Source organism: Streptomyces sp. NPDC001922 (assembly GCF_042891165.1).
In the GTDB taxonomy this organism is placed as follows: domain Bacteria; phylum Actinomycetota; class Actinomycetes; order Streptomycetales; family Streptomycetaceae; genus Streptomyces.
The window spans coordinates 254,352-279,160 of record NZ_JBIASV010000001.1; the positions used below are offsets into that span (position 1 = coordinate 254,352).

Genomic DNA, 24,809 nt, shown 5'->3' on the forward strand with positions numbered 1-24,809 from the left:
CGTCGTATCCGCGGTCGGACCGTGCGTGGGGCCCGTCGGCGCCCGGCCGTGGCTGCGTCCGGCCGGCCCGGCGCCTCAGACCTTCAGCAGCCGCTGCATCACATCGCGGTAGTCGCGGAGGGCGGTGCGGAGTTGCTCCGTTCCCGCTCCGTCGCCGTCGGCCGCGCCCTCCTGCCAGGCGGTGCGCAGCAGGCGCCGGCGTTCGGCCAGGCAGGCGGCGATCCGGGCCGACGCCTCCTCGAAGAGGGCGTCCGCCTCCTCGACGGACCGCCACGGCCCGTCGACGAAACCGATGACCGCGTTCTGGAGGCGGAGGGCGAGCTGGTCGCTCTCGGCCCGCGGCAGTACGGGTTTCACTCCGGGGCCGCCCACTCCGGTTCCGCGGACTCCGCGGCGGTCGCGGACGGCCTGCTCGGCGGGTGCCGCGCCGCCGGTTGCGGCGCCCGGGTGACCGGCGGGAGCCGCGTCGCTCGCCGGGCCGGGCTGGTGCGGCACGCCGGAGATACGGGCCGCGCGGGCCGCTCGCCTGGCCTCCACGGCCTCCGCTGCCCGGGGCGCGGAGCCGACCGCCCGGGGCGCGGCGGAGGCTCCGGCTCCGGCGGCTCCCCCGGCCACCACCAGCCCCTGCTCCACGGGCGCATCAACCGCACGAGCCGTCCTGCGTTCGTCGGGACGTTCCATCACGCACCGCCCTTCGTAGCGCCGGGGCCACGCCCGCTCATGGCCCACGGCAGGTGCAGGCGCCCGGTGTTCGGCTTGCTGCCCACGGCCCGGTCGCCATCCACGCTCCGGTCGCGAGCCGCGGCCCGGGCGCGAACCACACCGCGCCCCCGCGTCGTGAAGCGTCCGGACGTACGGTTCCGGCCGCGGTGGTCCCGGGGGTGGGACGTGACCAGCTGTTCGAAGAGTGCACGGGCGCCCACCAGGGCCTCGCGCAGTTCCTCGGTCTCCGTCGGCCGGCCCCCGGTCGCCGTTGCCGGGCCCGCAGGCTCCGTCGTGCGGCCCGCGGTCTCCGTCCGGCCGTCGGTCACGTGCCGGGCCGCCGCGTGGATGCGGCGGTATCCGCCGACCTGTTCGGCGTGGTGCACCGACAGGGCGTCGACCTGCTCGTCGTAGGCGTCCGCCGGGAAGCCGCGGTCCCGGATCAGCCGGCCGAGCAGTCGGTCGGCCTCGGTCACCGCCGCGGCGGGCGAGTCGACGAACTGCTCCTGGATGCCCGCCCATCGGGCCACGTACTGCTCCCGGTCCGCTTCGGCCAACGGCTGTACGCGAAGGTCGCCGTGGCGCCGCAGCCGCTCGCTGAGCTCCTTGTGCGCCGCCTTGGTGTCTCCGTCATGCCGGGCGACGGCCCGGTCGTACTCGGGACCGAACCGGCGCCGCAGGCCGCTGCCGCTGCTCTGCAGCACCGGCTTGGCGAGCAGCAGTGCCACGATGACGGCAGCCGCCACGGCCAGGATGATGATTGCGCCAGTGGACATGTCGTGCCTTTCGCAGAGGTCCTCTCGTGCGAGGCTTTCATCACCGCGTGTTACCCGGCGCCCTGGCGGCAAACGCCCGCTTCCGGCAAGGCCGTCGGCCGCACCCCGGGCCGGCACCCCATCAGCCCAGGTCCACGCCTTTCCCTAGGTCGATGCGGGTGTCGGCAGCCGACGATCCCGCCCGGCAGCCCCGCGGTGAGGCGAACTGAGAGTGATCAACAGGTGTTTCGAGCGCGATGTGCCGGTGGTTCCGGGGCCGGGGGCCACCGGGTCCGGTGAGGCGTGGGAGCCGGTGAGGCGTGGGAGCCGAGGAGGGCGGTGGCACGCCGGGGCGCCGCCGCGCTTCGGCTGCCAGTGCGCTTCGGCTGCCGGTGCGGACTCCGGCCCCGTGCGCAGCACCTACGTCCGGTACTCGGGGCCAGGTTCCGGCTCCTGCACGACCCGTTCACCGAAGCGCCAGGAGCCGCGGTTCCAGAAGGTCTCGACGCGCAGCCCCTCCTCGTGGGCGATCCGGGTCACGTGCTCCGGGGTCAGGCCGGGGTAGTCGCGTGGGGACAGGCGGATGTAGCCACGGCGGTCGACGTTCCGGGCCCGCAGCGCATCCCGCAGCCGCTGCTCCTGATCGCGAGGGGGTGCACCGTCCCGCGCCCGCGGACGGGGCGTCGCCCGGCCGTGGCCCCGGTGCGCACGGTAGGCGGTCCGTCCGACGGCGGCGAGACAGGCCGCAGCCACGCCGCCCACGCCGAGCAGGTCACTCGTGGGGTCGGCCCCATCGGGGGTGCGCGGGGACAACTTCCCGGTGGGGTCCTCGATCACGGTGACGGTCCGTCCCACCGTGAACCGGTCGGTGTCGCTGACGAGTTCCGGCCCCGGGACGGGCAGCCCGTTCCGTTCGGTCAACTCGTAGTACCAGGTCCGGTCGCCACGGGAGCCGGTGTCGAGCCGCTCCGCCATGACGACGGCCCGTACGGTCCGCCCGCGCTCCCGGAGCACCAGATCCTCCCAGGCCGCCGAGCCGATCCAACAGCCCAGGGCGGACAGCAGCAGCACGCACAGCGCCGCCGAACAGCCGGCCTCCGCTCCTGCGAGCCGGGCGAGGAGGGCGAAGAGACCCACCGCGTAGAGCAACCACAGCAGCGCGGTGAGAAGGGCACCGAGGCCGTCGGATCGGGCGGCCATCGCGTTCGTACCGACGATCATGGCCGGGATGCCCACGAGCACCTGGCAGGATGCGGCAGCGGTGAGGCCCAACAGGCGGCCGGTGCTTCGTTGTCCGGCCCGCCGGCCCGCGGCGGGTGCGGTGCTGTCACTCATCGTTCTCCGGTCTTCCCCTCGGTCACCCGTCCGTTCCCTCTCGGGCCCCCTGCGCGGCGGCTGCCCCGGTGCGGTACCCGTCGTCGGACGCGACACCGGGCCGGACGACGGCGGGTACACCGGACCCGCCATCGGGCCGGGGGTCCTGGGACCCGGCATCGGGCCGGTCCTCCGGGCGGTCGACGGGCTCATCGGCCGAGACGGTGCACAGCAGTTCGGCCATCACCTGGAGATAGTTGTCCCACTGGTCGACGTCCTCGGTGGACAAGGCGAAGACCAGGGTGTGACTGCCGGTGTGGAGCGGTACCGCGAGCTGCACCTGGCGCAGTGTCGTCACCCCGTCCTCTCCGCCCTCTCCGTCCCCGGCGCCGAACAGCGCCGCCGGTATGGGTATGTCGTGCTCCACGGCACAGAGCGCGGCGGGCCCGTACGGGAGGATCACCCCACCGACCTCCGCATCCGGGTTCTCGGCGAACCATTGGTCGGCGATGCTCTGTGCCATGCCGAGGGGTTCCGACGAACCGAGGTGTTTGATGAACACCGCCAGCATTCCCTGGGACAGGCCGCCGTCGTCCCGTCGGCGGAGGCAGTGGGAGAGATGGACCGCCCCGGCGCCGAGCATCGACGCGACCGCGTATTCACCGGACAGGACGAGGCTGAGCCGCTGTTCCGGTGCGGCGTCGGGGAACAGGGCCTCGACGGCCTCGGCCATGCGCACGACGCGCTCCTCCGCGGTCCCTTCCAGAGACACCGGGAAGAACCCCGGAGGGAGTACGAACCACACGTCGGGCTCGTCGGCGGACAGGGTGAGGGGGACCGTCGGCGCGCTCCCGGGTCCGGCTGTCATCGTGTCTCCCATACACCGAGGCCGATCGCACTGCCCAGGCCCGCGATCCCGCCGAATCTGCCGCCGCCGCTGCCGGCCGCGACATTGCCGATCGCGGTGCCCCAGTTCGCGGCGTTGGCGGCGCCGTCGCTGGGCCGGGCCGCGGCGTACGCCGTCGGCGCGGTCCAGGCCAGTTGTCCGGTGGCCTGCACTCCGTCGGCGATGCGCTGGGCGTTGACCGCCGAGGCGCCCAGGCGGGTGGCTGCGGCCTCAACGGGCCTGCTGATCAGGGGAAGCGCCGGGTTGGCCGCCCTGGCGGCAAAGTTCGCTCCGCGCGCCCCTGCGGAGATGCCCACCTTCAGGCCGGCGGCCGCACCGGGGACTCCGCGAGCCGCACGGACCCCGGCGCCCACTCCCTTGGCGGCGGCGCCGAATCCGGGAATGGCGCCCAGTGCGTCTCCTCCGAGGGTGAGGTAGTTGCCGATCTTGTCCTTCGACGGTGGCCACAGCCCCTCGGAGCCGTACTTGGCCCCGTGTGCCACGAGGGCGACGGCGCTCAGGGCGAAGGCCACGGGCGCCAGCGCCGGGAAGAAGATCGCCGCTACGCCGATCACGGAGGCGGCGACGGTGATCCAGTCGGCGTTCTCCTTGATGGCCTCGCCGATTTCGGAAAGGGCCCCACCGATTTTGTCGCCCAGCTTGTCCCAGAAGCCGGGCTCATCAGGGGCGATGTCACCGGCGTGCTGCAGACGCCGGGCGATGTCGGCACCCTGTGATTCGAATGCACTGTGCAGCCGGCGGGCCTCGGCCCGCAATTCCTCGACGTGGTCCTTGCCGTTGTCATCGTCGGCCCCGCCACTGCTTCCCCCGGCCTTCCCGCGCTGCCCGGGATTGTCGCGGTCGGAGGCGTCTGCGCTCTTCTTCGCGGCGTGGGCCCGCTCTTCCAGATGGCGGGCGCGGGCCTGGTAGCGCGCCAGGTGATCGGCCCAGTCGTCGAGCGCTCCGCGCGCCTCTGCGAAGGAGGTCAGCGCCTTTTCCACTTTGGGGCGGAAGTCGTCGGAGAGAATCTCGCGGAAGGCGTCGGCCGTCTTGCCGCGCCAGGTTCCCTTGTCGGCTCCTCGCAGGACGCGCACCACTTCGCCGAGCGCGTCCGTGGTCCTCTTGAGCGTGGCGACCACCGAGGTCACGGCGTGGTGGTCACCGGGGCAGGGCACGAATCCCAGGGTCGGGAAGTCGTCGACGGTGGGAGCGGTCACTTCTTCCTCGCCGCCTTGCTGAGCTGCCGGGCGAGTTCCCGGTCGAATCCGGAGAACTTCTTCTCGATCCGGTCCAGCGCCTTGACGGCCTTACCCGAGAACTTCTTCAACTGCTTGATGCCGTAGTTCCATTCGTCTCCGAACTCACCCATGCGCTTCTCCAGTTCGGAGGCGCCCATGGCTCGCGTATCGACCACGTCCATGGCATGGGCCGGCTTCGTGAGTAACTCGTCCACATGGGCAAGATTGTTGCGGACGCGCTGCAGCATCGCATTATCTATGTACAGGTCGGTCATATCCCCGTTATGGCTTTCCAGTCGGCTTCGCATGCCCCTCACCGAACTCGTCCGTCCGGTTCCGAGGCCTTGTCACGGCCTATGACGTGTTCCGGAATTTCCTCCCGGCGGCACGTCCCGACGAGCATAGCTGCATACTGCACTCAGCAGCGTTAAAGGTGCGCAAGGATTCCCTTACGGGGCAGTCGCAACAGGCGGGCGAGCCCGCCCGGCACGGCCGGGCTCCGGCCACGTTCAGTAGTGATCCGGCCGGTACGGGCCCGTGGTGCGCCGGATGTCGGGCTGGTGCGGGCGTTCCCCGTCCGAGCCGCACATCTCGGCGTTCAACTCCTTGACCAGTTCGACGAGATCGGTGGGCCGGTCCGGGCCCCACCAGTCGCCGAGCAGTTCGGCGAGGGACTCCTCCCGCGCCCGGGACAGCGCGTCCGCGACCTGCCGGCCGTCATGGGTCAGCACCAGCGGCAGCCCGGCCCGCACGGCGAGGCTCCGTTCCTCCAACTCCCGGGCGGCACCGGAGATGATGCCGAGCGGCACGGTGCTGTGCTCGGCCAGCAGGGCGGGTTCGGCACCGCCGTAACGGCTGATGCGCAGCAGCAGCCAGCTCGACGCCGGTTCGAGGTCGTAGCCCGCGCGCCGGGTGATCTCGACGTAGGCGTCGCGCCGTCCCTCGCGGCTGCCGAGCACCGACAGCGCCCGGCACACCTCGTCGCGCGAGGACCGTTGGACGGGGTTGCTGGCCAGCGTCTCGCTGATGTCGGGCGAGGTGACCGAGCCGCGCAGCGGGTCCTCCCTGAGGAACCAGGCGACGATGAAGGCGACGGTCACCACCGGGGCCGCGTAGAGGAAGACGTCGGTGATCGAGGTCGAGTACGCGTGGATGACGTCCGGCTGGAGGGAGGCGGGGAGCCGGGCGATGGTCCGCGGGTCCGACTCCAGGGTGCCGAGTCCGATGCCGGGCGGCAGCTGTTTCCCGGCCAGTTCCTCCGCGATCCGGTCGCCGAGCTGCGAGGTGAAGATCGTGCCGAAGATGGCGACGCCGAACGAGCCGCCGATGGAGCGGAAGAACGTCGCGCCGGAGGTGGCGGCGCCCAGGTCCTCGTAGCGGACGCTGTTCTGCACGACCAGCACCAGCACCTGCATGACCAGGCCCAGCCCGAAGCCGAACACCGCGAAGTAGACGCTCGTCTCCCAGGTGCTGCTGTTCTCCTCGAGCTGGTGGAGGAGGAGCAGACCGACGGCGGTGACGGCGGTGCCGGCGATCGGGAAGACCTTCCACCGGCCGGTGCGGGCGACGATCTGACCGGAGCCGGTCGAGGCGACCAGCAGCCCGCCCACCATCGGCAGCAGGTGGACGCCGGACAGGGTCGGCGAGACGCCCTGCACGACCTGGAGGAACGTCGGCAGATAGGTCATCGCTCCGAACATCGCGAAGCCGATGACGAAGGAGATCACCGAGCAGAGCGCGAAGGTGCGGATGCGGAACAGGCCGAGCGGCAGGACGGGTTCGACGGCCCGCCGCTCGACGGCCACGAACGCCGTCAGCAGCAGCACCGCGAGGACGCCGAGCAGCACGATCTGCCAGGAGGACCAGGCCCAGGTGGTGCCGCCGAGTGAGGCCATGAGGACCAGACAGGTGGCGGCCGAGGCGATGAGGAAGGTGCCCAGGTAGTCGATGGTGTGCCGGGTCGGCCGGGCCGGGATGTGCAGCACGGCGGCGATGACGAGGAGGGCGACGATGCCGATGGGCAGGTTGATGTAGAACACCCAGCGCCAGCTGAGGTTGTCGACGAAGACCCCGCCGAGCAGCGGGCCGAGCACGCTGGACGCACCGAAGACCGCGCCGAACAGCCCCTGGTAGCGCCCGCGGTCCCGGGGCGGCACGATGTCGCCGACGATCGCCATGGACAGCACGATGAGCCCGCCGCCGCCGAGCCCCTGGACCGCGCGGAACGCGATGAGTTCGGGCATGTTCTGCGCGACGCCGCAGAGCGCGGAGCCGATGAGGAAGAGGACGATCGCGGCCTGGAAGAGCTTCTTGCGGCCGTACTGGTCGCCGAGCTTGCCCCAGAGCGGGGTCGCCGCGGTGGAGGCGAGCAGATAGGCGGTGACCACCCAGGAGAGGTGGTTCAGGCCGCCGAGCTCGCTGACGATCGTGGGCAGCGCGGTGGAGACGATCGTCTGGTCGAGAGCGGCCAGCAGCATCCCGAGGAGCAGCGCGCCGATCGCGACGAGCACGGTGCGCCGCGACTGTCCCGCTCCGGGCACCACGGCGACGGCTCCCGCACCTGTGCCGGAGCCGGAGCCGATGGGTGGGCTTGCGTCCGGAGCCATGGACGCCTCCTCGCCTGGACCGTCCGCCGCGGCACGGGTCCGCCGCAGCACGTATCCATCCTGAGCGGTCCGCCGGGGGACGGCCTGCTGAGACGGCACTGCGGCGGCTGGAGATCGGACGTGGCGGCGGCGCCGCAGGGCGGGGACGCGCGGGTGCGGACGCGCAGGGCAGGAGGCGCGCGGACGGAGCCGGGGACGGTACGGAGCGGGTGGCGCGGAATGACGGCGGACGGGTGGAACCGCGTGACGGAACGTGACGGGCGGGCCGACTCGGCGGGGCGCCCGGCGAGGGCCGGCGGAAATTGATGGCGACCGGGACTGGCGTCGCGCCGCCATCGTTTGTATCGTGAAGGAACAAAGTGGTTCCGCCCGCATTTCCCTGACCGGCGGGCGGAACCACTTGGTATCCCCTGGCGCCCCCTTGCGCGCCGGCGCCGTCCGCTCCGCGGCACGTCCACCAGCGACCACGGACCGGCCCGTTCGACCCTCCGCTCGGCCCTTCGCCCCACCTCCGACGCGCTTCCGAAGCCGGCCGGCCCGACCGCCCGCCACCCTTCGTCCGCCCGACGCGCCCTCGGTCCGTGCCGCCCCGCCGTTCCGCCCCTGTCCCTCCTGCCTTCCTGGAGCCTGCCGATGACGGCCACCATGTCCCTCACCGCCCGCGCCCTGCTGCTCGACATGGACGGCACCCTCGTCGAGTCCGACGCCTCGGTGGAGCGCGCCTGGCGGCGCTGGGCCGGGGAACAGGGCCTGGATCCGGAGCACGTACTCCGCGACATGCACGGCCGGCAGGCACACGCCACCATGGCGCTGCTGCTGCCCGGCCGGCCCGAGGAGCTGAACCGGGCGGACGACCGGCGGATGCTGGAGTGGCAGACCACCGACACCGACGGGGTCATGGCGATTCCCGGCGCCGCCGCCCTCCTGACGGGGCTCGCCGGCCGGCCGCACGCGCTGGTCACCTCCGCCGACGAGCACCTCACCCGGGCCCGGATGGGCGCGGCCGGGCTCCCCCTTCCGGAGGTGCGGGTCACCGCCGAGCGGGTCGGGCGCAGCAAGCCGGACCCGGAGGGCTATCTGAAGGCCGCGGCCGAGCTGGGCTTCGCGCCGGAGGACTGCGTCGTCTTCGAGGACTCGGCCGTCGGCATCGCGGCGGGCCGGGCGGCGGGGATGCGGGTCGTGGGCGTCGGACCGCGGGCGGCGGCGAGCGGCCCGACGGTTGCGGTGCCCACGCTGGAGCAGGTGCGGGCCGAGGCCGCCGCGGACGGCGGCCTCGTCCTCACGGTCAGCCACTGACGGAGGCCGGGCGGGGCGGGCGAGCCCGGGGATGCCGGGCACATCCGCCCCTCCACGCCCCGGGCCACCGCGACGTCGCACCCCCGGGCCACCGCAACCCCGCACCCCGGGGCCACCGCTACGCCGCGACCGCCTCGTAGAGGCTGAACCCGGCCAGCGCCAGCATCACCACGGCCGCCACCCTGGTGATCAGCCGCAGGGGGACGTACTTCATCAGGGTGCGCCCGCCCAGGATGCCGATCGCGGCCACCGTCCACAGCGCGAGCACCGCGCCCAGGCCCACGGAGACGGGGTCGTCGTAGCGGGCGGCCAGGTTGGCGGTCATGATCTGGGTGAGGTCGCCGAACTCGGCGACCAGGATGAGCATGAACCCGGCACCCGAGACCTTCCAGAAGCTCTGGTCGGCGGGCTCGCGCAGATCCTCCTCGTCCTCCTCCTGCCGCTTGAAGAGCAGCACCAGCGCACCCGCCAGGAAGAGCAGCCCGACCACCGCCTGGACCAGCCGGTGCGGCAGCAGGGTCAGGACGCTGCCCGCCGCGATGGCGAGCGTCACGTGCACGGCGAAGGCGGCCGCCACCCCCGCGAAGACGTACGAGGCGCGGTAGCGGGTGCCGAGCACCAGGCCCGCGAGGGCGGTCTTGTCGGGCAGCTCGGCGAGGAAGACGACGCCGAAGGCCACTGCGGCGATGCTGAAGCTGATCACTGCGGTTGATTCCTCAATCGGTCGGGGCTGCCGTACCGAGAGACCTGCATGGATCAGGGGTCGCTTCGGCACGGCAGCGTCCATGTGGATCCATGCAGGCATGGAAGGACACTGCTGGCCGAAGGTCTCGCTGGCGCGGTACGCGGACGTACCGGCCTCCGGGCGCCGGCTCAGCCGTTCACCCTGCGCGCGAGGCGCCCCACCGGAAGCGGTGGGCGGGTGGCGGGCCGGGCAGTATGTCGACGGTCCGGCGAAGAGCTACTCCCCTTCTGCTCGCCCCAGGGTACGGGACGCCGCCGGCCCTCCGGCACGGCGGTGCAGCCGGCCCCGGGCGACCAGCTCCAGGACGAGCGCGACCGCCACGGCCTGCACCACCAGCAGCGCGACCAGGACGAAGAGCTGCACCGCGCCGGCGTCCACCGGGGACGCCCCGCCCAGCAGCATCCCCACGAAGGCCCCGGGCAGGGTGACCAGACCCACGGTCCGGGTCTGGTCGAGCCCGGGGAGCAGGGCGTCGGACGCGACGGGCCGGGCGACCTCCAGCCGGGCCTCGCGCTCCAGCAGACCGAGGGCCAGCCCGGCCTCGACCTCGCCGTGCCGGGAGCGGAGCTCGTCCAGGCAGCGGCGGCCGGCCAGCACGGTGGCGGTGAGCGCGCCGCCGATCAGGATCCCGGTGATCGGGATCAGCGCGATGCCCTTGAGCGGGACGAGGCCGGTCAGCAGCAGCACGGCGACGACGGGCAGCACCCCGGCGGCGATCGGCACGGCCGCCCACCACCACGTGCGGTTGGTGGTGATCCGGCGGCCCGCGGTGCGGACGGCCACGGCGAACATCAGGGCGATGAACCCCAGCAGCAGCGGAACCGCGCGCACCACCCAGCCGATGACGTACGACACGGCGGCGAGCTGCACGGCTGCGCGGAGGCCGGCGGTGCCGATGGCGCGGGCGTAGCCGCGGCCGTCGTGGTCGGCGAGGCGGGCGACGGCGGCGACCCCCACGGCGGCCACGAGCAGCGCGCCGAGCACGATCCCGAGGGTGGGGTTCACCGGCAGCAGGGGCTCGGCGGCGAACGACTCGGCGGGCAGGGGCGACGGCCCCACCGTCGGGCCGGGGGCAGGCGGCCGGGTCACCAGCGGCCCGGCCGTGAACAGTTCACCGGCAGCATGCACGCGGCAACCCTACGGTCGGCCGCGCCGCGGCGGAACGGACCGGAGGCGCGGCGCGCCCGGCCCCCGGCTTCACAACCGGAGGCCGGTCCGCCACCTCGGCCCCACCCTTCCCACGGGCCAACTTCCCCGCCGGTTCGCCGGGTGGCGATGTGTCAGGTGTGACGAGCAACCTCTTGATATGGCGTGCACATGTCGCCAGTCTGTTACGTGGTGCCCACCCCACGGAAACCCGGCACCGCGACGATGACCGGACTCGTGCGGTCATCACCCCCCACAACCCAGGGAGTTCCCATGTCCCGTACTTCCACCTCCGCTTCCGGCCGACGTGGCGTCTACGCGCGTCGAATAGGGATCGTCACCGGGGTGGCGGCCCTGGCCGGAACGGTTTTCCTGAACGGCCCGTCCGCCCAGGCCGAGCCGCCGGCCCCGCCGAACGCCGAGACCGCCCGCACCCAGCTCGAGAAGCTGAAGGTGCAGCCGGAGGGCTCGCAGGACGGCTACAGCCGGGAGAAGTTCCCGCACTGGAGCGACCAGAAGGGCGAGTGCAACACCCGTGAGGTCGTGCTCAAGCGCGACGGCAAGGACGTCAAGCAGGACGCCTACTGCTCCGCGAAGAGCGGCACCTGGACCTCCCCCTACGACGGCGCCACCTGGCACGACCCGCAGGACGTGGACATCGACCACGTCATCCCGCTGTCCGAGGCGTGGAAGTCGGGCGCCCGGGACTGGACCACGGACCGGCGCGAGGACCTCGCCAACGACCTCACCCACTCGCAGCTCATCGCCGTCACCGACAACGTCAACCAGGGCAAGGGCGACCAGGACCCGGCGAAGTGGCTGCCCTCGAAGAAGAGCTACCACTGCACGTACGCCCGGATGTGGGTGTCCGTGAAGCACACCTACGGCATGACGGTCGACTCGGCCGAGAAGAAGGCCCTCAGCGGCATCCTCAAGGGCTGCTGACCCGGCCGCCCCAGGGTCCCGGAACGGCCCCGCCGCGCCACGGCGCGTCCCGGCCGGCCGGGGCCCGGTGGCGGTGCGCGGGGAACCCACCGGGGGAACTCCCGAAGAACCTCCGGAGGGAAACTACCCGCTTCCCTCCGTCGTTCCGTACCGTACGGGGCGACGGAGGGAGGGCGGACGCCGATGGCGGGACTGCTCCTGGGACCGCTCCTGCGGTACGTGGACGAGCACAGCGCGACCGTCTGGATCGAGACGAGTCGCCCGTGTGACGCCGAGGTCGTCTGCGACGGCGGCTCGGGCGGCGGCGCGGCACGCACCTGGCAGGTCGCCGGCCACCACTACGCCCTGATCACGGTGATCGGACTCGATCCGGGCACCAGCACCCCGTACCGCGTGCGGCTGGACGGGCAGGAGGTCTGGCCGCCGCCGGAGGACACCCGTCCGCCCAGCACGATCACCACACTCCCGGCGGGAGCGGACAGCCCGCTGCGGATCACGTTCGGCTCCTGCCGCTGGGCCGCTCCCCCGCACGGCGGAGCCGCCGCCCGCGCCGCGGGCCGGGCCGTGCGCCACGATCCGGTGGGGCCCGACGCGCTCGACCTGCTGGCCACCCGGATCGCCGACGCGCCGGACGGCGAACGGCCGGACGTCCTGCTGCTCCTGGGCGACCAGGTCTACGCGGACGAGACCTCGCCGGCGATGCGCCAGTGGATCGCCACCCGCCGCGACCTGAAGGAGCCGCCCGGCAGCCAGGTCGCGGACTTCGAGGAGTACACCCGCCTCTACTACGAGTCCTGGCTCGACCCGTCGGTGCGCTGGCTGCTGTCCACCGTGCCCAGCTGCATGATCTTCGACGACCACGACGTGATCGACGACTGGAACACCAGCGCGGCCTGGCGGGAGAAGATGCACGCCGCCCCGTGGTGGCAGGAGCGGATCCTCGCCGGGTTCATGTCGTACTGGGTCTACCAGCACCTCGGGAACCTCTCCCCCACCGCACTCGCCGCCGACCCGCTGTTCACCCAGGTCCGGACGGCGGCGGACGGCACCGACCTGGTCCGCGAGTTCGCCGCCCGCGCCGACGCCGACCCCGCGCACACCCGCTGGAGCTACCGGCGCGACTTCGGCCGGACCCGGCTGCTGATGGTCGACACCCGGGCCGGCCGCGTACTGGAGGAGCCGCGACGGGCGATGGCCGACCCGGGCGAATGGGCGTGGGTTCGCGACCAGGTGACGGCCGGCGGGCCGGGCGCCTACGACCATCTGCTGATCGGCACCTCGCTGCCGTGGCTGCTGCCGCCGGCCATCCACGACGCGGAGCGGTGGAACGCCGCGCTGTGCGCCGGGGAGCGGGGGCGGCGCTGGGCCCGGATCGCCGAGAGCCTGCGGCAGGCGGGCGACCTCGAGCACTGGGCGGCCTTCCCGTCGTCCTTCGACGCGTTCACCGAACTGGTCGCCGAGGCGGGCAGCGGACGGAGCGCCCCGGCGACGGTCTGCGTCCTCTCGGGCGATGTGCACCACGCGTATGTCGCCGAGCCGCGCTGGCCGGGGGGTGCGGAGAGACCGGGGGAGCCCGGGGGCGCCCAGCGGCCCGGGGAGGCCGAACAGGCCGGTGGCGTCCAACCGACCGATACTCAACGGCCCGGCGGTGCCCGACAGGCCGGGGATGCTCAGCAGACCGGTGGCGCCCCACGGCCCGGGGGCGCTCAACAGGCCGGTGGGTTCGTGCCGCAGGCCCGGATCCTGCAGCTGACCTGTTCACCGGCGCACAACAGCGTCCCGGCCTCCATGAAGTTGGGATTCCGGTTCGGCTGGAGCCGGGCCGGCCGGTGGGTGGGCCGGGCGCTGGCCCGGCACGCGCGGGCGGCCGAACCGGCGATCGGCTGGGACCGGACCGGCGGGCCGTGGTTCGGCAACCAGCTGATGACACTGACGATCCGCGGGCGGACGTCGAACCTCCGCCTGGAGCAGGCCCGGCAGGAGCGTGACGGCCGGACCTGGCTGGAGCGGGCGGCCGAGAGCGAGGTCAGCGGGCCGGGGGCCGCTCGGCGACCCTGACCGTTCCGCCCGTTCGGCCGTTCACGGACGGGAGAGCGGCCGACCGTCCCCTCGGCCGCTTCCCCGTCCGTTCCTTCGACCGCTTCCCCCGACCGCTCCCTCGGCCGTCCGCTTGCCCGTTCTCATCCCCCTGTGGTCCGCAATGGCGGACGATCGCCCGTGATCCTCCACGATCACCCGTGATCCGAAGTGATCCATCCCACACCGAAGAGAGATCCTCCGATCAGGGCTTCGAAGTCCGGTGGGGCGGGCGGCATGATGGCCTCTTCGCTTGAGCCCCAGTTGCCTCGGGAGAGTCCGTCTTGGCCGGAGAGCACCACGCCATAGCCCTCGTCGGCGCCGGCCCCCGCGGTACGAGCGTGCTGGAACGCATCTGCGCCTCGGTCCCGGAGTTGCTGCCCGGCGGGCGGCTGACCGTTCACGTGGTGGACCCGGCTCCGCCCGGCGCGGGGCAGGTCTGGCGCACCGACCAGCCCGGCGAACTGCTGATGAACACGGTGGCCTCGCAGGTGACGCTGTTCACCGACCCCAGCGTGGAGTGCGACGGCCCGATCCGTACCGGCCCGAGCCTCTACGAGTGGGCCGCGTCGCTCGACGCCCGCTGTCCCGACCCCGCCCTGCTCGCCGAGGCGCGGGCCCTCGGCCCCGACGACTACCCGAGCCGCGCCTTCTACGGCCACTACCTGAGCTGGGTGTTCCACCGCATCGTCGGCGCGGCACCCGCGTCGGTGGACGTGCGGATCCACACCTCGCGCGCGGTGCGCCTGGAGGAGCGGGCCGGCGGCGAACAGCGCCTCACCCTGGAGAACGGCCACGAACTGGCCGGACTGGCGGCGGTGGTGCTGGCCCAGGGCCATGTGCCGGTCGTCCCGGGCGAGGCGGAGGAGCGTTTCTCCTCGTACGCGGCGGAACAGGGCCTGGGGTACCACCCGCCCGCCAACCCGGCCGATCTCGACCTCCGCCGGATCGCCCCGGGCGAGGCCGTGCTGCTGCGCGGCCTGGGTCTCAACTTCTTCGACCATGTCGCGCTGCTGACCACCGGCCGCGGCGGCGCGTTCCGCACCACGGCGGACGGCACGCTCCGGTATCACCCCTCGGGGCGGGAGCCGCGGCTGTACGCGGGGTCGCGCCGCGGCATCCCGTACCACGCGCGCGGCGACAACGCGAAGGGCGCGTGCGGGCGGCACGAGCCGCTGCTGCTGACTCCGGCCGTGATCGCGGCGTTCCGGGCCCGGGCGGACCGGGGCGACCACCCGGACTTCCTCACCGAGGTGTGGCCGCTGGTCGCCAAGGAGGTCGAGACCGTCCACTACGAGGCGCTGCTGACGGCCCGCGCGGCCGCGGCGCCGGTGACCGCGCCGCTGTTCCGGGAGCGCTTTCTGGCCACGGGGCACGGCAGCGCGGAAGAGGCCTCCGTCCTGGACGCGTTCGGGATCGCCGAGGACGAGCGCTGGTCGTGGCCGGACGTGGCCCGCCCGCACGACGGCCGCAGGTTCACCGATCGCGGCGACTTCCGGCAGTGGCTCCTCACCCACCTGCGGCAGGACGCCGAGCACGCGCGGCTCGGCAATGTCGCCGGCCCGGTCAAGGCCGCGCTCGACGTGCTGCGGGACCTGCGCAACGAGCTCCGGCTGGTCGTGGACCACGCCGGGCTCTCCGGCACCTCCCGCCGCGACCACCTCGACCGCTGGTACACGCCGCTGAACGCCTTCCTGTCGATCGGACCGCCGCGCCGCCGGATCGAGGAGCTGGTGGCGCTCGTCGAAGCAGGGGTCCTGGACGTGCTCGGGCCCCGGCTGGAGGTCCGGCCCGGTGCCCCGGGCGGCGGCGCGGGCTTCACCGCGTCCTCGCCGGAGGTGCCCGGCTCCGAGGTGACCGTGACCACCCTGATCGAGGCCCGGCTGCCGGCCACCGATCTGCGCCGGACCTGCGATCCGCTGCTGGCCCAGCTGCTCAAGACGGGCGCCTGCCGGACGCATGTGGCCGACGGGTACGAGACGGGCGGGCTGGACGTCACCCGGCTCCCGTACCGGCTGGTGGACGCGGAGGGGCGGCCCCATCCGCGCCGGTTCGCGGTGGGCGTGCCGACCGAGGGGGTGCACTGGGTCACCGCGGCGGGCGCCCGGCCGGGAGTCAACTCGGTCACACTCGCCGACACCGACGCGGTGGGCCGGGCCGCCCTGCGGGCCGTGCGACCGGGCGCTCCGGCCTTCGGGACAACGCGCAAGAAACCGGATCCCCGGCCGAATATTGAACTTGCAAGTATTGATTAGGGCTACCTAACGTGGGCGCTCATCGGTTCCGTCCCCACCGAAGGAGTCCCTCGTCATGTCTTCAGCCAGCCCGCTCAGAGCCCGCCTCGACGGCGCGCAGCCGTACGCCCTCGGCCTGTTCCGCTTCGTGATCGGCCTGCTCTTCGCCTGCCACGGTGCCGCCTCGCTGTTCGGCGTGCTCGGCGGCGCGATGGGCGGTGGCACCGTCCCGACCGGCACCTGGCCCGGCTGGTACGCCGCCGTGATCCAGCTCGTGGGCGGCGCCCTGGTCGCCGTCGGCCTCGGCACCCGGACCGCCGCGCTGATCTCGTCCGGCTCGATGGCCTACGCCTACTTCGTCGTTCACCAGAGCGCGGGCCTGTTCCCGATCCAGAACGACGGCGAGCCCTCCGCGATGTACGCCTGGGCCTTCCTGCTGCTCATATTCACCGGCCCCGGCGCGTGGGCGCTGGACGGGCTGTTCGGCGGACGCGGACGGACGGCGGCGCCGGCCGCTGCCCCGGCCGAGCAGCCGAGCACCGTCTGACGACGCCGACGCAGCAGCGTCGTCCGCGGGCCGGGGTTCTCCCCGGCCCGCGGCCGCATTTCGGCGTCCGCCCATTCCGGTTATGCACCCGGCGTCCCGAACGCGGGCATCCGGGTGAGAGTGCTCCGACATCGCCCGTCCCCCGGCAGATCTCTCCCCAAGGCCCAGGCGTACGCTGTATGGCTATGAAGGCCGCCCCTGCCGCTCCCCTGCGACGTCGCGGCGGGGGACCGGACAGGGAGAGACGTTGCTCGCGAATCTGGGGTCGCTGGCCCTCACTCCGTGGATCTACGTGATCGTCGGGATGTCGGTTCTGCTGGACGTCTTCCTTCCGGTGCTGCCCAGCGGTGTGCTGGTGATCGCCGCCGCCACCGCCGCGGCCGGCACCCGGACCGCGGCGGGCGCCGTCTCCGCGACGGACGCCGCGAACGCCGACGTTCCCGACATCCTCGCGCTGCTCCTCTGCGCCGCCACCGCCTCCTGCCTCGGCGATCTGGTCGCCTACCGCCTCGCCTGGCGCGGCGGCGACCGGCTCGACCGCGCCATCGCCCGGTCCCGGCGGCTGACCGCCGCTCAGGCCCGGCTGGGCAACGCCCTGATCCGGGGCGGCGGCCTCCTCGTCCTCGTCGCCCGCTTCGCACCGGCCGGACGGTCGGTGGTCAGCCTCGGCGCCGGCGCCATGCACCGCAAGGCCGCCGAGTTCCTGCCGTGGTCGGCGCTGGCCGGGCTCGCCTGGGCCGGCTACAGCGTCAGCCTCGGCTACTTCGGCGGCCAGTGGCTGGGCGCGACCTGGCTGGGCGCGGCCGTCTCGGCGCTCGCCCTGTTCGCCGCCGGCGCGGGGGCGGCGTACGCGCTCCGGCGGCCGAAGGCCGGACGGCCCGCGCCCCCTGCTCCGGGGGCATCGCCGGCCGCCCAGCAGTGAGCGGCCGGGGTGCCGTACCCCACGGTGGAGCACGCCGAGTACAGCGCCCCGGCGCGCCCGCGCAACGGCACGGCCCCGGTATCTCCGCGTCTCCGTCGGCGGCGAGGCCCCCATGACCCCGCCGCACGTGCCACCCGGCGCACCGGCCCCTCGACCCATCCGGCACGCCGGGCCGTCGTCGGACGGGCCGTCGTCAGGCGCGTCGTCTGGGACGCCGTGTCGGACGGGCCCCCGTCACACCCGGCAGGCCAGGCCCTCGTCCTCGCCGTCCACCGAGGCGAGCGCGGACACGACCTCCGGCGGCAGCTCGGCGGCACCGAGGAATCCCGCGGTGAGCTGTGCCGTGATGGAGTGCCAGTCCGTGGCCCGCTTCAGCATGGCGTGGTCGCTGCCCGGAACCACCAGGCGGCAGACCTCGGCGCCCGCCGCGCGGGCTCGTAAAGCGAAGCTGAGCGAGCCGCGGGGATCGGTGATCCGGTCACGGTCGGAGTGGATGAGCACCACGCTCTTCCCGGCCAGGTGCTCGACCGGCTCGTCCAGCGGGCACCAGGGAGCGAGCGCGATCACCGCGCGCACCCGCGGATGGCCCCCGATGCTCAGCGCGGCGCGGGCGCCCAGGGAGTGCCCCACGAGGACGAGCGGCAGCGGTCCGACGGCCCCCGTCAGCTCCTCGACCGCGGACTCCGCGTCGCGGGCGGCGTCGGCCCGCAGGCCGTTCCACCCCCGGTGCCGGTAGCGGACCTCGCCGATCGCGACGCCGTAACCGGCCGTGGCGCGCTGCACGGCGCGGCAGATGGGGCGCATCCGCAGCGCCGGCAGGTTCCACGGGCACGGGCGGTCGAGCGCGTCCGCCTGCCCTCCGTGCAACAGCAGCACACCGGCCCCCGGCTCGGCGGGCATTCTGCGCATCACCAGCGGGCGGTGCCCCACACACTCTCCGAAGCCGCGATCCTGATGGTCGTTGTCCACGCCGCGCTTCCCTTCCCCAGTGATCCTTGATGCCTCCGGGCCCCGCGGGCCCGACGCGCATCTCCCCCGCCCCTTATTCGTTGCCGGGGCGGGTGCGGATGGGTCCGCGTTTCGGAAAGGGGGAGTTCTCGTTCCGGGGCGCGGGAACTCCGCACCCGGATGGGGATCCGGTGCCGGGCGGATCATCGCCGGGATGGGATTCCGGGCCGTCCCCGCCGGGCCCGGACGCTCTTGCCGGTGGACCGGGTCCCGGTGACCTTGTCTGCCCGGTCGGTGGGTCAGGCGCCCTTCCCGGTGGCCCGTGCGCGCTTGCAGGCACGCTTCCCGGTGGTCCGCGTACCCGTCCCCGTGAGCCCGGCCCGCCGCCCGGCCCCGTTCCCGTTCCGGTCGGCCGGCGGGCGGGAGAGCAGCGCGGCCACGGACAGGGCGCCCCAACCCACCGATACGGCCACCGCCTTGGCCCGGGTGGCCCGGCCCGGCAGCGTCGCGCCCAGCAGTACGGCGTCGCCGAGGTCCGAGGCGATCCGCAGCACCGTGGCCGCCCGGAGCGCGGCCCCTTCGGGGGCGACGGTCATGACGAGCCCGTTGGCGGCATCGCGCCAGGCCAGCGGGCGCAGCGAGACCGCGGTCTCCAAAGCCGTCCGGCCCGCGTCGTCCACCAGGCCCGATGGGCGGGCGAGCCACTCGGGGCGGGTCGCCACCGCGACGCCGTAGGCGGCTGTGACGGCTCCGATGAGCCGCAGGTATCCCACTCGCACGTCTCTGCCTCCGCACTGTCCATGGGCCGGCGGCCCGGTGAGCGGCACCGTTCCCAGGTCGCCGGAGGGGCCCGGTGCCCCGGGCGCCCCGCAGCCGGGCGGCCCCGGAAGCCGAGCATGCCCAGGCCCCGGAGCCCGGAACCGAACGAGCCCCGCACCCGAACGAACCCCGAACCCGAACGAGCCGCGCATCGGCAACAGGCCCGGCCGGGGCACCTCGTGGACTCCCGTCCGGACGGTCCCGCCCGTCTCCCGTCAGGGCACCTCGCGCAGGTAGGTGGCGCCGCAGGTGTGGCAGAAGGGTTCCCTGGTCGTGCCCCAGGATTCCTCCGGCCGGATGGCGGCCCGTGGATCGAGTTCGCGTCCGCAGAGGGCGGTCGTGCCGGAGTTCCGGACCATGTGCCACATCTTCACCGCTCCCAGGCCGCTCCCGGCCTCGGCCTCCCGCTGCTTCCTCCGCCGCTTCGCCCGGTGCCGCGCCGGCGTGCCGCTCCCGGCGTCCCCGCGAGAGCCGCCGCTCCCGTCCGCGGTCCCGGCCCTGTTCCCGTCCGCGGTTCCGGCCCCGCTCCCGTCCACCGTCGCCGCCCCGCTTCCGGCTCCGGCTCCGGCCTGGGATGCGTATTCCGCGCGCAGTTCGTGCAGCGCATGCATCGGACCACCTCCCTGTCAGGCCGAGGCGCGCTTCTTCGCAGCCGTCTTCTTGGCCGCGGTCTTCTTCGCGGCCGTCCCGCCGGCCGTACTCGCGGCGGCCGTCCGCCGCCCGCCGGACGCGGCGGTGCTCTTCGCCGTGGACTTCGCCGTGGACTTCGCGGTCGGCTTCGCCGCGGTCTTCCCGGCGCTCTTCGCTCCGGAGCTCCGGGCCGTCGACGTGCTCTTCTTCCCGCCGCCCGATTTCGGGGAGCCGGCCCCCGCGCCCGAGGAGGACGCCCGGGACGCCGAAGCCTTGGCCGACGCCCCTCGAGAGGAGGAAGCCTTGGCGGATGCCGACTTCGCAGCGGACGTCCTCGTTGCCGACGTCCTCGTTGCGGACGACTTCACGGCGGAGGATTTCGTAGCGGAGGATTTCGTGGCGGACGCCTTCGCCGGTGAGGTCTTCGCGGCGGGCGGCTTCGTGGCGGACGCCTTCGCAGAGGACGTCCCGGCGCTCTTCCGCGCCCCGGCCCCGGACGCCGTGCTCTTCCGCCCCCCGGCGCCGCTGCCCGTCCCGCCACCCCCGGTCGCGGCCCGCCCACCCGTACCGCTCTTCTTCGCGCCCCGGGCCGGGCGCAACTCCTTGACCTCGGCCTCCTCCGCGCCCCGCTCCCCCCGGGCCACCCGCACGCTCTTCTCCAGCGCGGACATCAGGTCGATGACCCGGCCGCCCTCCGGCCGCTCCCCCGTCCCCTCGGGCTCGGTGCCCTCCAGCTTCGCCGCGACCAGGGCCTCGACGGCCTCCCGGTACTCGTCGTGCAGCTCCTCGAACTCCAGCTCACCGAGGGTGTCCATCAGGGTGTCCGCGAGATCGAGCTCGGCCTCCCGCACGGTCACCTTCGTATCGGGCACCATGCCCTCCGGCGGCCGGATCTCGTCGGGCCACAGCAGGGTGTGGATGGCCAGCGCGTCATCGATCACCCGGAGCATGCCGAGGGTCTCGCGCCCGCGGAGCGCGAACTTGGCCACGGCCACCTTCCGGGTGCTGGTCAGCGCCTCCCGCAGCAGGACGTAGGGCTTGGCCGCGGCCGGCCCGTCCGCCCCGAGGTAGTACGAGCGTTCCAACTGGAGCGGGTCGATGCTCTCCGCGGGCACGAAGGCCAGGATCTCGATGGTCCTGGCGGTCGGCAGCGGCAGCGCGGCGAGGTCCTCGTCGGTGAGCGGCACGGCGGTGCCGTCCGGGGCCTCGTACGCCTTGACGATCTCCTCGTTGGGCACTTCCTCGTCGTCCAGCTCGCACACCTTGCGGTAGCGGATGCGGCCGTTGTCGGCGAGGTGCACCTGCCGGAACGAGACCGAGTGGCTCTCCGTGGCACCGAACACCTTGATCGGGATGTTGACCAGGCCGAACGAAATGGACCCTTTCCAGATCGATCGCATCATCCGTCCTTTTCATGGGATTCTCATGGTATGTCGCAGATGACCGAGGTGGAGGGGCGGCGCCTGGCGCTGAGCAACCTGGACAAGGTGCTCTATCCGACCGGGTTCACCAAGGGCGAGCTGCTGCACTACTACGCCACCACCGCCGACGCCGTGCTGCCGCACCTCCGCGACCGGCCGCTGTCGTTCCTGCGCTATCCGGACGGCGCCGAGGGTGAGCACTTCTTCGCCAAGAATCTGCCGCCCGGCACCCCCGACTGGGTGAGGACCGCCGTCGTCCCGCGCTCGGGAGCCGGGGAGACCGGCCGGCATGTGCTGGTCCAGGACATGCCGACGCTGATGTGGGCGGCGAACCTGGTCACCGAGTTCCACACCCCCCAGTGGACGGCGGACGACCCCGGCACCGCCGACCGGCTCGTCTTCGACCTCGACCCCGGCGGGCCCGCGACGATCGTCGAGTGCTGCGCCGTCGCCCAGTGGCTGCGGGAGCGGCTCGGCGAGGACGGCTTCGAGGTCTTCGCGAAGACCAGCGGCTCCAAGGGGCTGCACATCCTCGCTCCACTGGAACCGGTCGCCGCCGAGCGGGTCACCTCGTATGCGAAGGGGATCGCCGTCGAGGCCGAGCGGGCGATGCCGGGCCTGGTGGTGCACCGGATGGCGCGGAACCTGCGGCCCGGCAAGATCTTCGTCGACTGGAGCCAGAACACCGCAGCGAAGACCACCGCCGCCCCCTACACCCTGCGCGCCCGCCCCTCCCCCACCGTCTCCACGCCCGTCACCTGGGACGAGATCGACGCCTGCGCGGAGCCCGGCGCACTCTCCTTCGAGGCGGACGACATCGCTCCGCGGCTGGCGGACCACGGCGATCTCCTGGACCCGCTGCTCGACCCCGGGCGGGGACGCCCGCTGCCGGCCACGGCGGAGTGACCGCATGCCAGAGAGCCCGCCCGCGGTGGTGCTGCGTCCGCCGGTCGAGGTCATGCGCCCCCGGAACGCGGACGAGATCCCCCGGCAGGGCAGCACGGCCGGGGGCTTCCAGTACTCCCTCAAGCTGGACGGCTTCCGGGCCCTGGCCTTCGTCCTGGAGGACGGCCGCGTCTTCCTGCAGTCGCGCTCCCGGCGGGACCTCTCACCCGAGTTCCCGGAGATCGCCGCCTTCCTGGGCGAGCACCTGCCGCCCGGCACCGTGCTGGACGGCGAGTTGTGCGCCTATCGCGAGGGGCGGCTGAGCTTCACCGATCTGCTCCGCTCCCGCCGGGACCGCGAGCAGGCGGGCATCCCGGTCTCCTACATCGCCTTCGACCTCCTCGCCGCCCCCGGCCGGGACGTCCGGGCCCTGCCGCTGAGCGAACGCTGGGACCTCCTCGGAACGGCACTGGCGGACGTCGGCCCGCCCGTCCAGCGGGTCCTGGCGACACTCGACGAGGAGACCGCCCGCCTCTGGTTCCGCGATCTGCGGGACGCGGGCGTCGAAGGCATCGTGGCCAAGGCGCTGAACTCCACCTACCGGCCCGGAGGCACCTGGTCCTGGCGCAAGATCCGGCACTCCGAGACGCGGGACGGCGTCCTGCTCGGCGTCTTCGGCCCGCCGAACCGTCCCCACGCCCTCCTTGTGCAGGTCTCCGACGAACAGACCCCGCAGACCACGCCCCGGCTGACCACCGCCCAGGCGCGCGAGGTCGGCGAGCTTCTCCGGGGCCGGCTGGGCGACCTGACGGACCATCCGGACCACGGGCCCGTACGGATGCTCACCACCCCGCTCCCGGTCGAACTGCGCCAGGCGGCCGGACGCCACGAGACCGCGCGCTTCGTGCGCGTACGGGCGGACTGACGACGGAGGGGCGCGCGACGCGACCGCAAAAGGGGCTGCCCCCCGCCGCCCGCGACGGCGACACTGGCAGGCGTGCTGATCATGGACGCCGCACTGGAGACCTACGACGCCCGGGGCTTCGCCCTGTGGCCCGTCGCCGAACCGCACCCGGCCCCCTGGCTGCCCCTCTCCGGCGCCATGTCACCGGCCGAGGTGGGCACCGCCCTGGCGGTCCTGACCACCTACAACCGGGGAGAGCGCCGTTCCGACGGCGCACCCCGGAACGCCGTGGAGCAGGTCCGCCGGCTGACCGACGCCGAGTGCGTCATCGCCCCCGGCGGCATCCGGGTCCGGGACACCGGAACCGGAATCACCGCACGGCCCGGCTGCTGTTTCGGCCTGGAGAACTGGCGGGACTGGCTCGACCTGGCGGACGGCGGGGAGCCCTGGCTCGGGCACGACCCGACGCCCGTCGTGGAGCACATCGGGGAGACCGCCCGGCTCCGGAACGACGGCGACCGGCGGGACTCGCCCCCGATCGACATCCCCCGGGCCCGCCTTCCGGACCTGCTGGGCTCCGCGCACCACGGACTCGTCGGCTTCCTGGCGTCCGTCGGGCAGTGGGCGGACCGGCACGTCCCGTCCCTCACCGACGACCTGGTCGCGAAGCTCGACGAAGGCCTGGCCATCACCGCCCCGCTGCGGGGCCCCGGAGTGATGCCGTAGGAACGAGGCGCCCCGGCCCGCGCAGGGTCCCAGCAGGTACGGCCTCGGCGGGCACGGCTGGGCAGGACGGCCTCAGCCGGCCGGCGGTGCGCCCGTCAGGCTGTCGACGACCGCGTCGGCGAAGGCCCGCGCCGACGGGCTGAGTGCCTCCCACTGACGCACCGCCCAGCCGACGGCGAGCGGCGGCAGGGCCGGTATGGGGACCAGGCGCAGCCCGCCGTGGCCCGAACCGTCGCGGACCCACCCGGGCAGCGCCGGCACCACCGCATGGCCCAGGCTCAGTTCGGCCAGCAGGAGGGCGGTGTCCCAGTCCGCGACGCTCGTCGTCGCCTCCCACCGGCTGCCCAGCCCCGTCAGGTGCTCCTCGAGGCGCAGCCGCGACACCGAGTTCTCCGGAAGCCCGATGGGCCGGATCGAGGCGAGCTCCTCCGCGTCGATCTCCGACCGGCCGGCGAGCGGGTCGTCGGTCCGCACGGCCAGCACCCAGGGCAGCTCGACGACGGGGCGCTGCTCCATACCGTGCGCCGTGCCGGTAGCCGACGCGGCCCCGATGGTGATCCACGCCAGGTCGACCTCACCGCTGTCGAGTGCGGCGAAGCAGTGGCGGCCGGCGCTCTCCGTGTGGAACTCAAGGCTCACCCGGGGGAAGCGGCTCCGGAAGGAGACCACGGCGTCGGCCATGAAGTGCCGTACCGAGGTCGCCCCGGTGGTGACCCGGACCGTTCCGCCGCCGCCCTGCTGCAGGTCGGCCAGGCTGCGGAGGGCGAGGTCGATGCCGCCGATGCCGTGGGAGGCGGCCCGGTGGAGGATCCGCCCGGCATGGGTGGGCGTCACACCGCGCGGCTGCCGTTCGAGGAGGCACAGGCCCAGTTCGCGTTCGAGCCGCTTGACGTGCTGGCTCACCGCCGACTGACTGCACGACAGGTCGCGGGCGACAGCGCTGAGACTGCCGGATTCGCAGGCGGCAACGAAGACACGGAGATCATCGAGAGTCACCAACCCAAGCTAAACCTTGGGGATATGGAAGAAAACCCGTTGATTGACTTGGATACGGCCGACGCGGC

The 24,809-nt window shown here is 73.4% G+C and carries 23 protein-coding genes; 9 read left to right on the forward strand and 14 right to left on the reverse strand.

From position 1 onward, the window contains the following. Positions 1 to 75: 75 nt before the first annotated feature. The 7 genes from ACFYYR_RS01070 to ACFYYR_RS01100 form a co-directional block, all read right to left on the reverse strand. The gene (locus ACFYYR_RS01070; protein ID WP_388845377.1) at positions 76 to 681 is read right to left on the reverse strand and encodes a hypothetical protein; all 606 of its coding nucleotides are present in this window, start codon (positions 679 to 681) and stop codon (positions 76 to 78) included. Further along, positions 681 to 1,478, reverse strand: coding sequence for a hypothetical protein (locus ACFYYR_RS01075; protein WP_388845380.1), 798 nt, complete (start codon positions 1,476 to 1,478; stop codon positions 681 to 683). The genes ACFYYR_RS01070 and ACFYYR_RS01075 overlap by 1 nt, the downstream gene beginning before the upstream one ends. Positions 1,479 to 1,877: 399 nt before the next feature. After that, a complete protein-coding gene (locus ACFYYR_RS01080) occupies positions 1,878 to 2,792 on the reverse strand; it encodes a hypothetical protein (RefSeq protein WP_388845383.1) in 915 nt (304 codons plus the stop codon). Between the two features lie 22 nt (positions 2,793 to 2,814). Further along, positions 2,815 to 3,639, reverse strand: coding sequence for a hypothetical protein (locus tag ACFYYR_RS01085; RefSeq protein WP_388845386.1), 825 nt, complete (start codon positions 3,637 to 3,639; stop codon positions 2,815 to 2,817). Next, positions 3,636 to 4,874, reverse strand: coding sequence for a putative T7SS-secreted protein (locus tag ACFYYR_RS01090; RefSeq protein WP_388845389.1), 1,239 nt, complete (start codon positions 4,872 to 4,874; stop codon positions 3,636 to 3,638). Before ACFYYR_RS01090 ends, ACFYYR_RS01085 begins: the two co-directional genes overlap by 4 nt. Continuing rightward, positions 4,871 to 5,110 (reverse strand): hypothetical protein, encoded by a 240-nt coding sequence (locus ACFYYR_RS01095; RefSeq protein ID WP_388845392.1) that lies wholly within the window; start codon positions 5,108 to 5,110, stop codon positions 4,871 to 4,873. The genes ACFYYR_RS01090 and ACFYYR_RS01095 overlap by 4 nt, the downstream gene beginning before the upstream one ends. Positions 5,111 to 5,404: 294 nt before the next feature. Next, the gene (locus tag ACFYYR_RS01100; protein WP_388845395.1) at positions 5,405 to 7,501 is read right to left on the reverse strand and encodes a DHA2 family efflux MFS transporter permease subunit; all 2,097 of its coding nucleotides are present in this window, start codon (positions 7,499 to 7,501) and stop codon (positions 5,405 to 5,407) included. A gap of 633 nt (positions 7,502 to 8,134) precedes the next feature. Between ACFYYR_RS01100 and ACFYYR_RS01105 the strand changes: the two genes are divergently transcribed. Beyond that, complete coding sequence (locus ACFYYR_RS01105) at positions 8,135 to 8,797, forward strand: HAD-IA family hydrolase (protein WP_388845398.1); 663 nt, start codon at positions 8,135 to 8,137, stop codon at positions 8,795 to 8,797. Positions 8,798 to 8,915: 118 nt separating this feature from the next. Here the strand turns inward: ACFYYR_RS01105 and ACFYYR_RS01110 are convergent, their stop codons facing one another. Together ACFYYR_RS01110 and ACFYYR_RS01115 are read right to left on the reverse strand one after the other, a co-directional pair. Next, positions 8,916 to 9,500 (reverse strand): TMEM165/GDT1 family protein, encoded by a 585-nt coding sequence (locus ACFYYR_RS01110; RefSeq protein WP_388845401.1) that lies wholly within the window; start codon positions 9,498 to 9,500, stop codon positions 8,916 to 8,918. 258 nt (positions 9,501 to 9,758) lie between these two features. Beyond that, positions 9,759 to 10,556, reverse strand: coding sequence for an ABC transporter permease (locus ACFYYR_RS01115; protein ID WP_388846403.1), 798 nt, complete (start codon positions 10,554 to 10,556; stop codon positions 9,759 to 9,761). A gap of 405 nt (positions 10,557 to 10,961) precedes the next feature. Between ACFYYR_RS01115 and ACFYYR_RS01120 the strand changes: the two genes are divergently transcribed. From ACFYYR_RS01120 to ACFYYR_RS01140, 5 genes are all read left to right on the forward strand, one after another. Next, complete coding sequence (locus ACFYYR_RS01120; RefSeq protein ID WP_388845403.1) at positions 10,962 to 11,633, forward strand: HNH endonuclease family protein; 672 nt, start codon at positions 10,962 to 10,964, stop codon at positions 11,631 to 11,633. A 183-nt stretch (positions 11,634 to 11,816) separates the two neighbouring features. Further along, entirely contained in the window at positions 11,817 to 13,691 is a 1,875-nt protein-coding gene (locus ACFYYR_RS01125) for an alkaline phosphatase D family protein (RefSeq protein ID WP_388845406.1), read from the forward strand. Between the two features lie 302 nt (positions 13,692 to 13,993). After that, the gene (locus ACFYYR_RS01130) at positions 13,994 to 15,964 is read left to right on the forward strand and encodes an FAD/NAD(P)-binding protein (RefSeq protein WP_388845409.1); all 1,971 of its coding nucleotides are present in this window, start codon (positions 13,994 to 13,996) and stop codon (positions 15,962 to 15,964) included. Between the two features lie 55 nt (positions 15,965 to 16,019). Continuing rightward, the gene (locus ACFYYR_RS01135; RefSeq protein ID WP_388845412.1) at positions 16,020 to 16,490 is read left to right on the forward strand and encodes a DoxX family protein; all 471 of its coding nucleotides are present in this window, start codon (positions 16,020 to 16,022) and stop codon (positions 16,488 to 16,490) included. A gap of 247 nt (positions 16,491 to 16,737) precedes the next feature. Next, positions 16,738 to 17,412 carry a DedA family protein gene (locus ACFYYR_RS01140; protein WP_388845415.1) on the forward strand — a complete coding sequence of 225 codons (675 nt, stop codon included), beginning with the start codon at positions 16,738 to 16,740 and terminating at the stop codon, positions 17,410 to 17,412. A 234-nt stretch (positions 17,413 to 17,646) separates the two neighbouring features. Here the strand turns inward: ACFYYR_RS01140 and ACFYYR_RS01145 are convergent, their stop codons facing one another. The 4 genes from ACFYYR_RS01145 to ACFYYR_RS01160 form a co-directional block, all read right to left on the reverse strand. Next, positions 17,647 to 18,381, reverse strand: coding sequence for an alpha/beta hydrolase (locus tag ACFYYR_RS01145; protein WP_388845418.1), 735 nt, complete (start codon positions 18,379 to 18,381; stop codon positions 17,647 to 17,649). 278 nt (positions 18,382 to 18,659) lie between these two features. Beyond that, positions 18,660 to 19,139: a hypothetical protein gene (locus ACFYYR_RS01150; protein WP_388845421.1), complete on the reverse strand. Its 480-nt coding sequence runs from the start codon at positions 19,137 to 19,139 to the stop codon at positions 18,660 to 18,662. 255 nt (positions 19,140 to 19,394) lie between these two features. Continuing rightward, complete coding sequence (locus ACFYYR_RS01155; RefSeq protein ID WP_388845423.1) at positions 19,395 to 19,790, reverse strand: hypothetical protein; 396 nt, start codon at positions 19,788 to 19,790, stop codon at positions 19,395 to 19,397. Between the two features lie 15 nt (positions 19,791 to 19,805). Next, positions 19,806 to 21,212, reverse strand: a complete 1,407-nt coding sequence (locus ACFYYR_RS01160; protein WP_388845426.1) for a Ku protein — start codon at positions 21,210 to 21,212, stop codon at positions 19,806 to 19,808. Positions 21,213 to 21,239: 27 nt separating this feature from the next. On the opposite strand from ACFYYR_RS01160, the gene ligD reads away from it, so the two are divergent. The 3 genes from ligD (at position 21,240) to ACFYYR_RS01175 (ending at position 23,745) form a co-directional block, all read left to right on the forward strand. Further along, positions 21,240 to 22,136, forward strand: a complete 897-nt coding sequence (ligD, locus tag ACFYYR_RS01165) for a non-homologous end-joining DNA ligase (protein WP_388845429.1) — start codon at positions 21,240 to 21,242, stop codon at positions 22,134 to 22,136. Between the two features lie 4 nt (positions 22,137 to 22,140). Continuing rightward, entirely contained in the window at positions 22,141 to 23,040 is a 900-nt protein-coding gene (locus ACFYYR_RS01170) for a DNA ligase (protein ID WP_388845432.1), read from the forward strand. An 81-nt stretch (positions 23,041 to 23,121) separates the two neighbouring features. Then, positions 23,122 to 23,745, forward strand: a complete 624-nt coding sequence (locus ACFYYR_RS01175; RefSeq protein ID WP_388846405.1) for a hypothetical protein — start codon at positions 23,122 to 23,124, stop codon at positions 23,743 to 23,745. Positions 23,746 to 23,817: 72 nt separating this feature from the next. Here the strand turns inward: ACFYYR_RS01175 and ACFYYR_RS01180 are convergent, their stop codons facing one another. After that, positions 23,818 to 24,741 (reverse strand): LysR family transcriptional regulator, encoded by a 924-nt coding sequence (locus ACFYYR_RS01180; RefSeq protein WP_388845435.1) that lies wholly within the window; start codon positions 24,739 to 24,741, stop codon positions 23,818 to 23,820. Positions 24,742 to 24,809 lie beyond the last annotated feature (68 nt).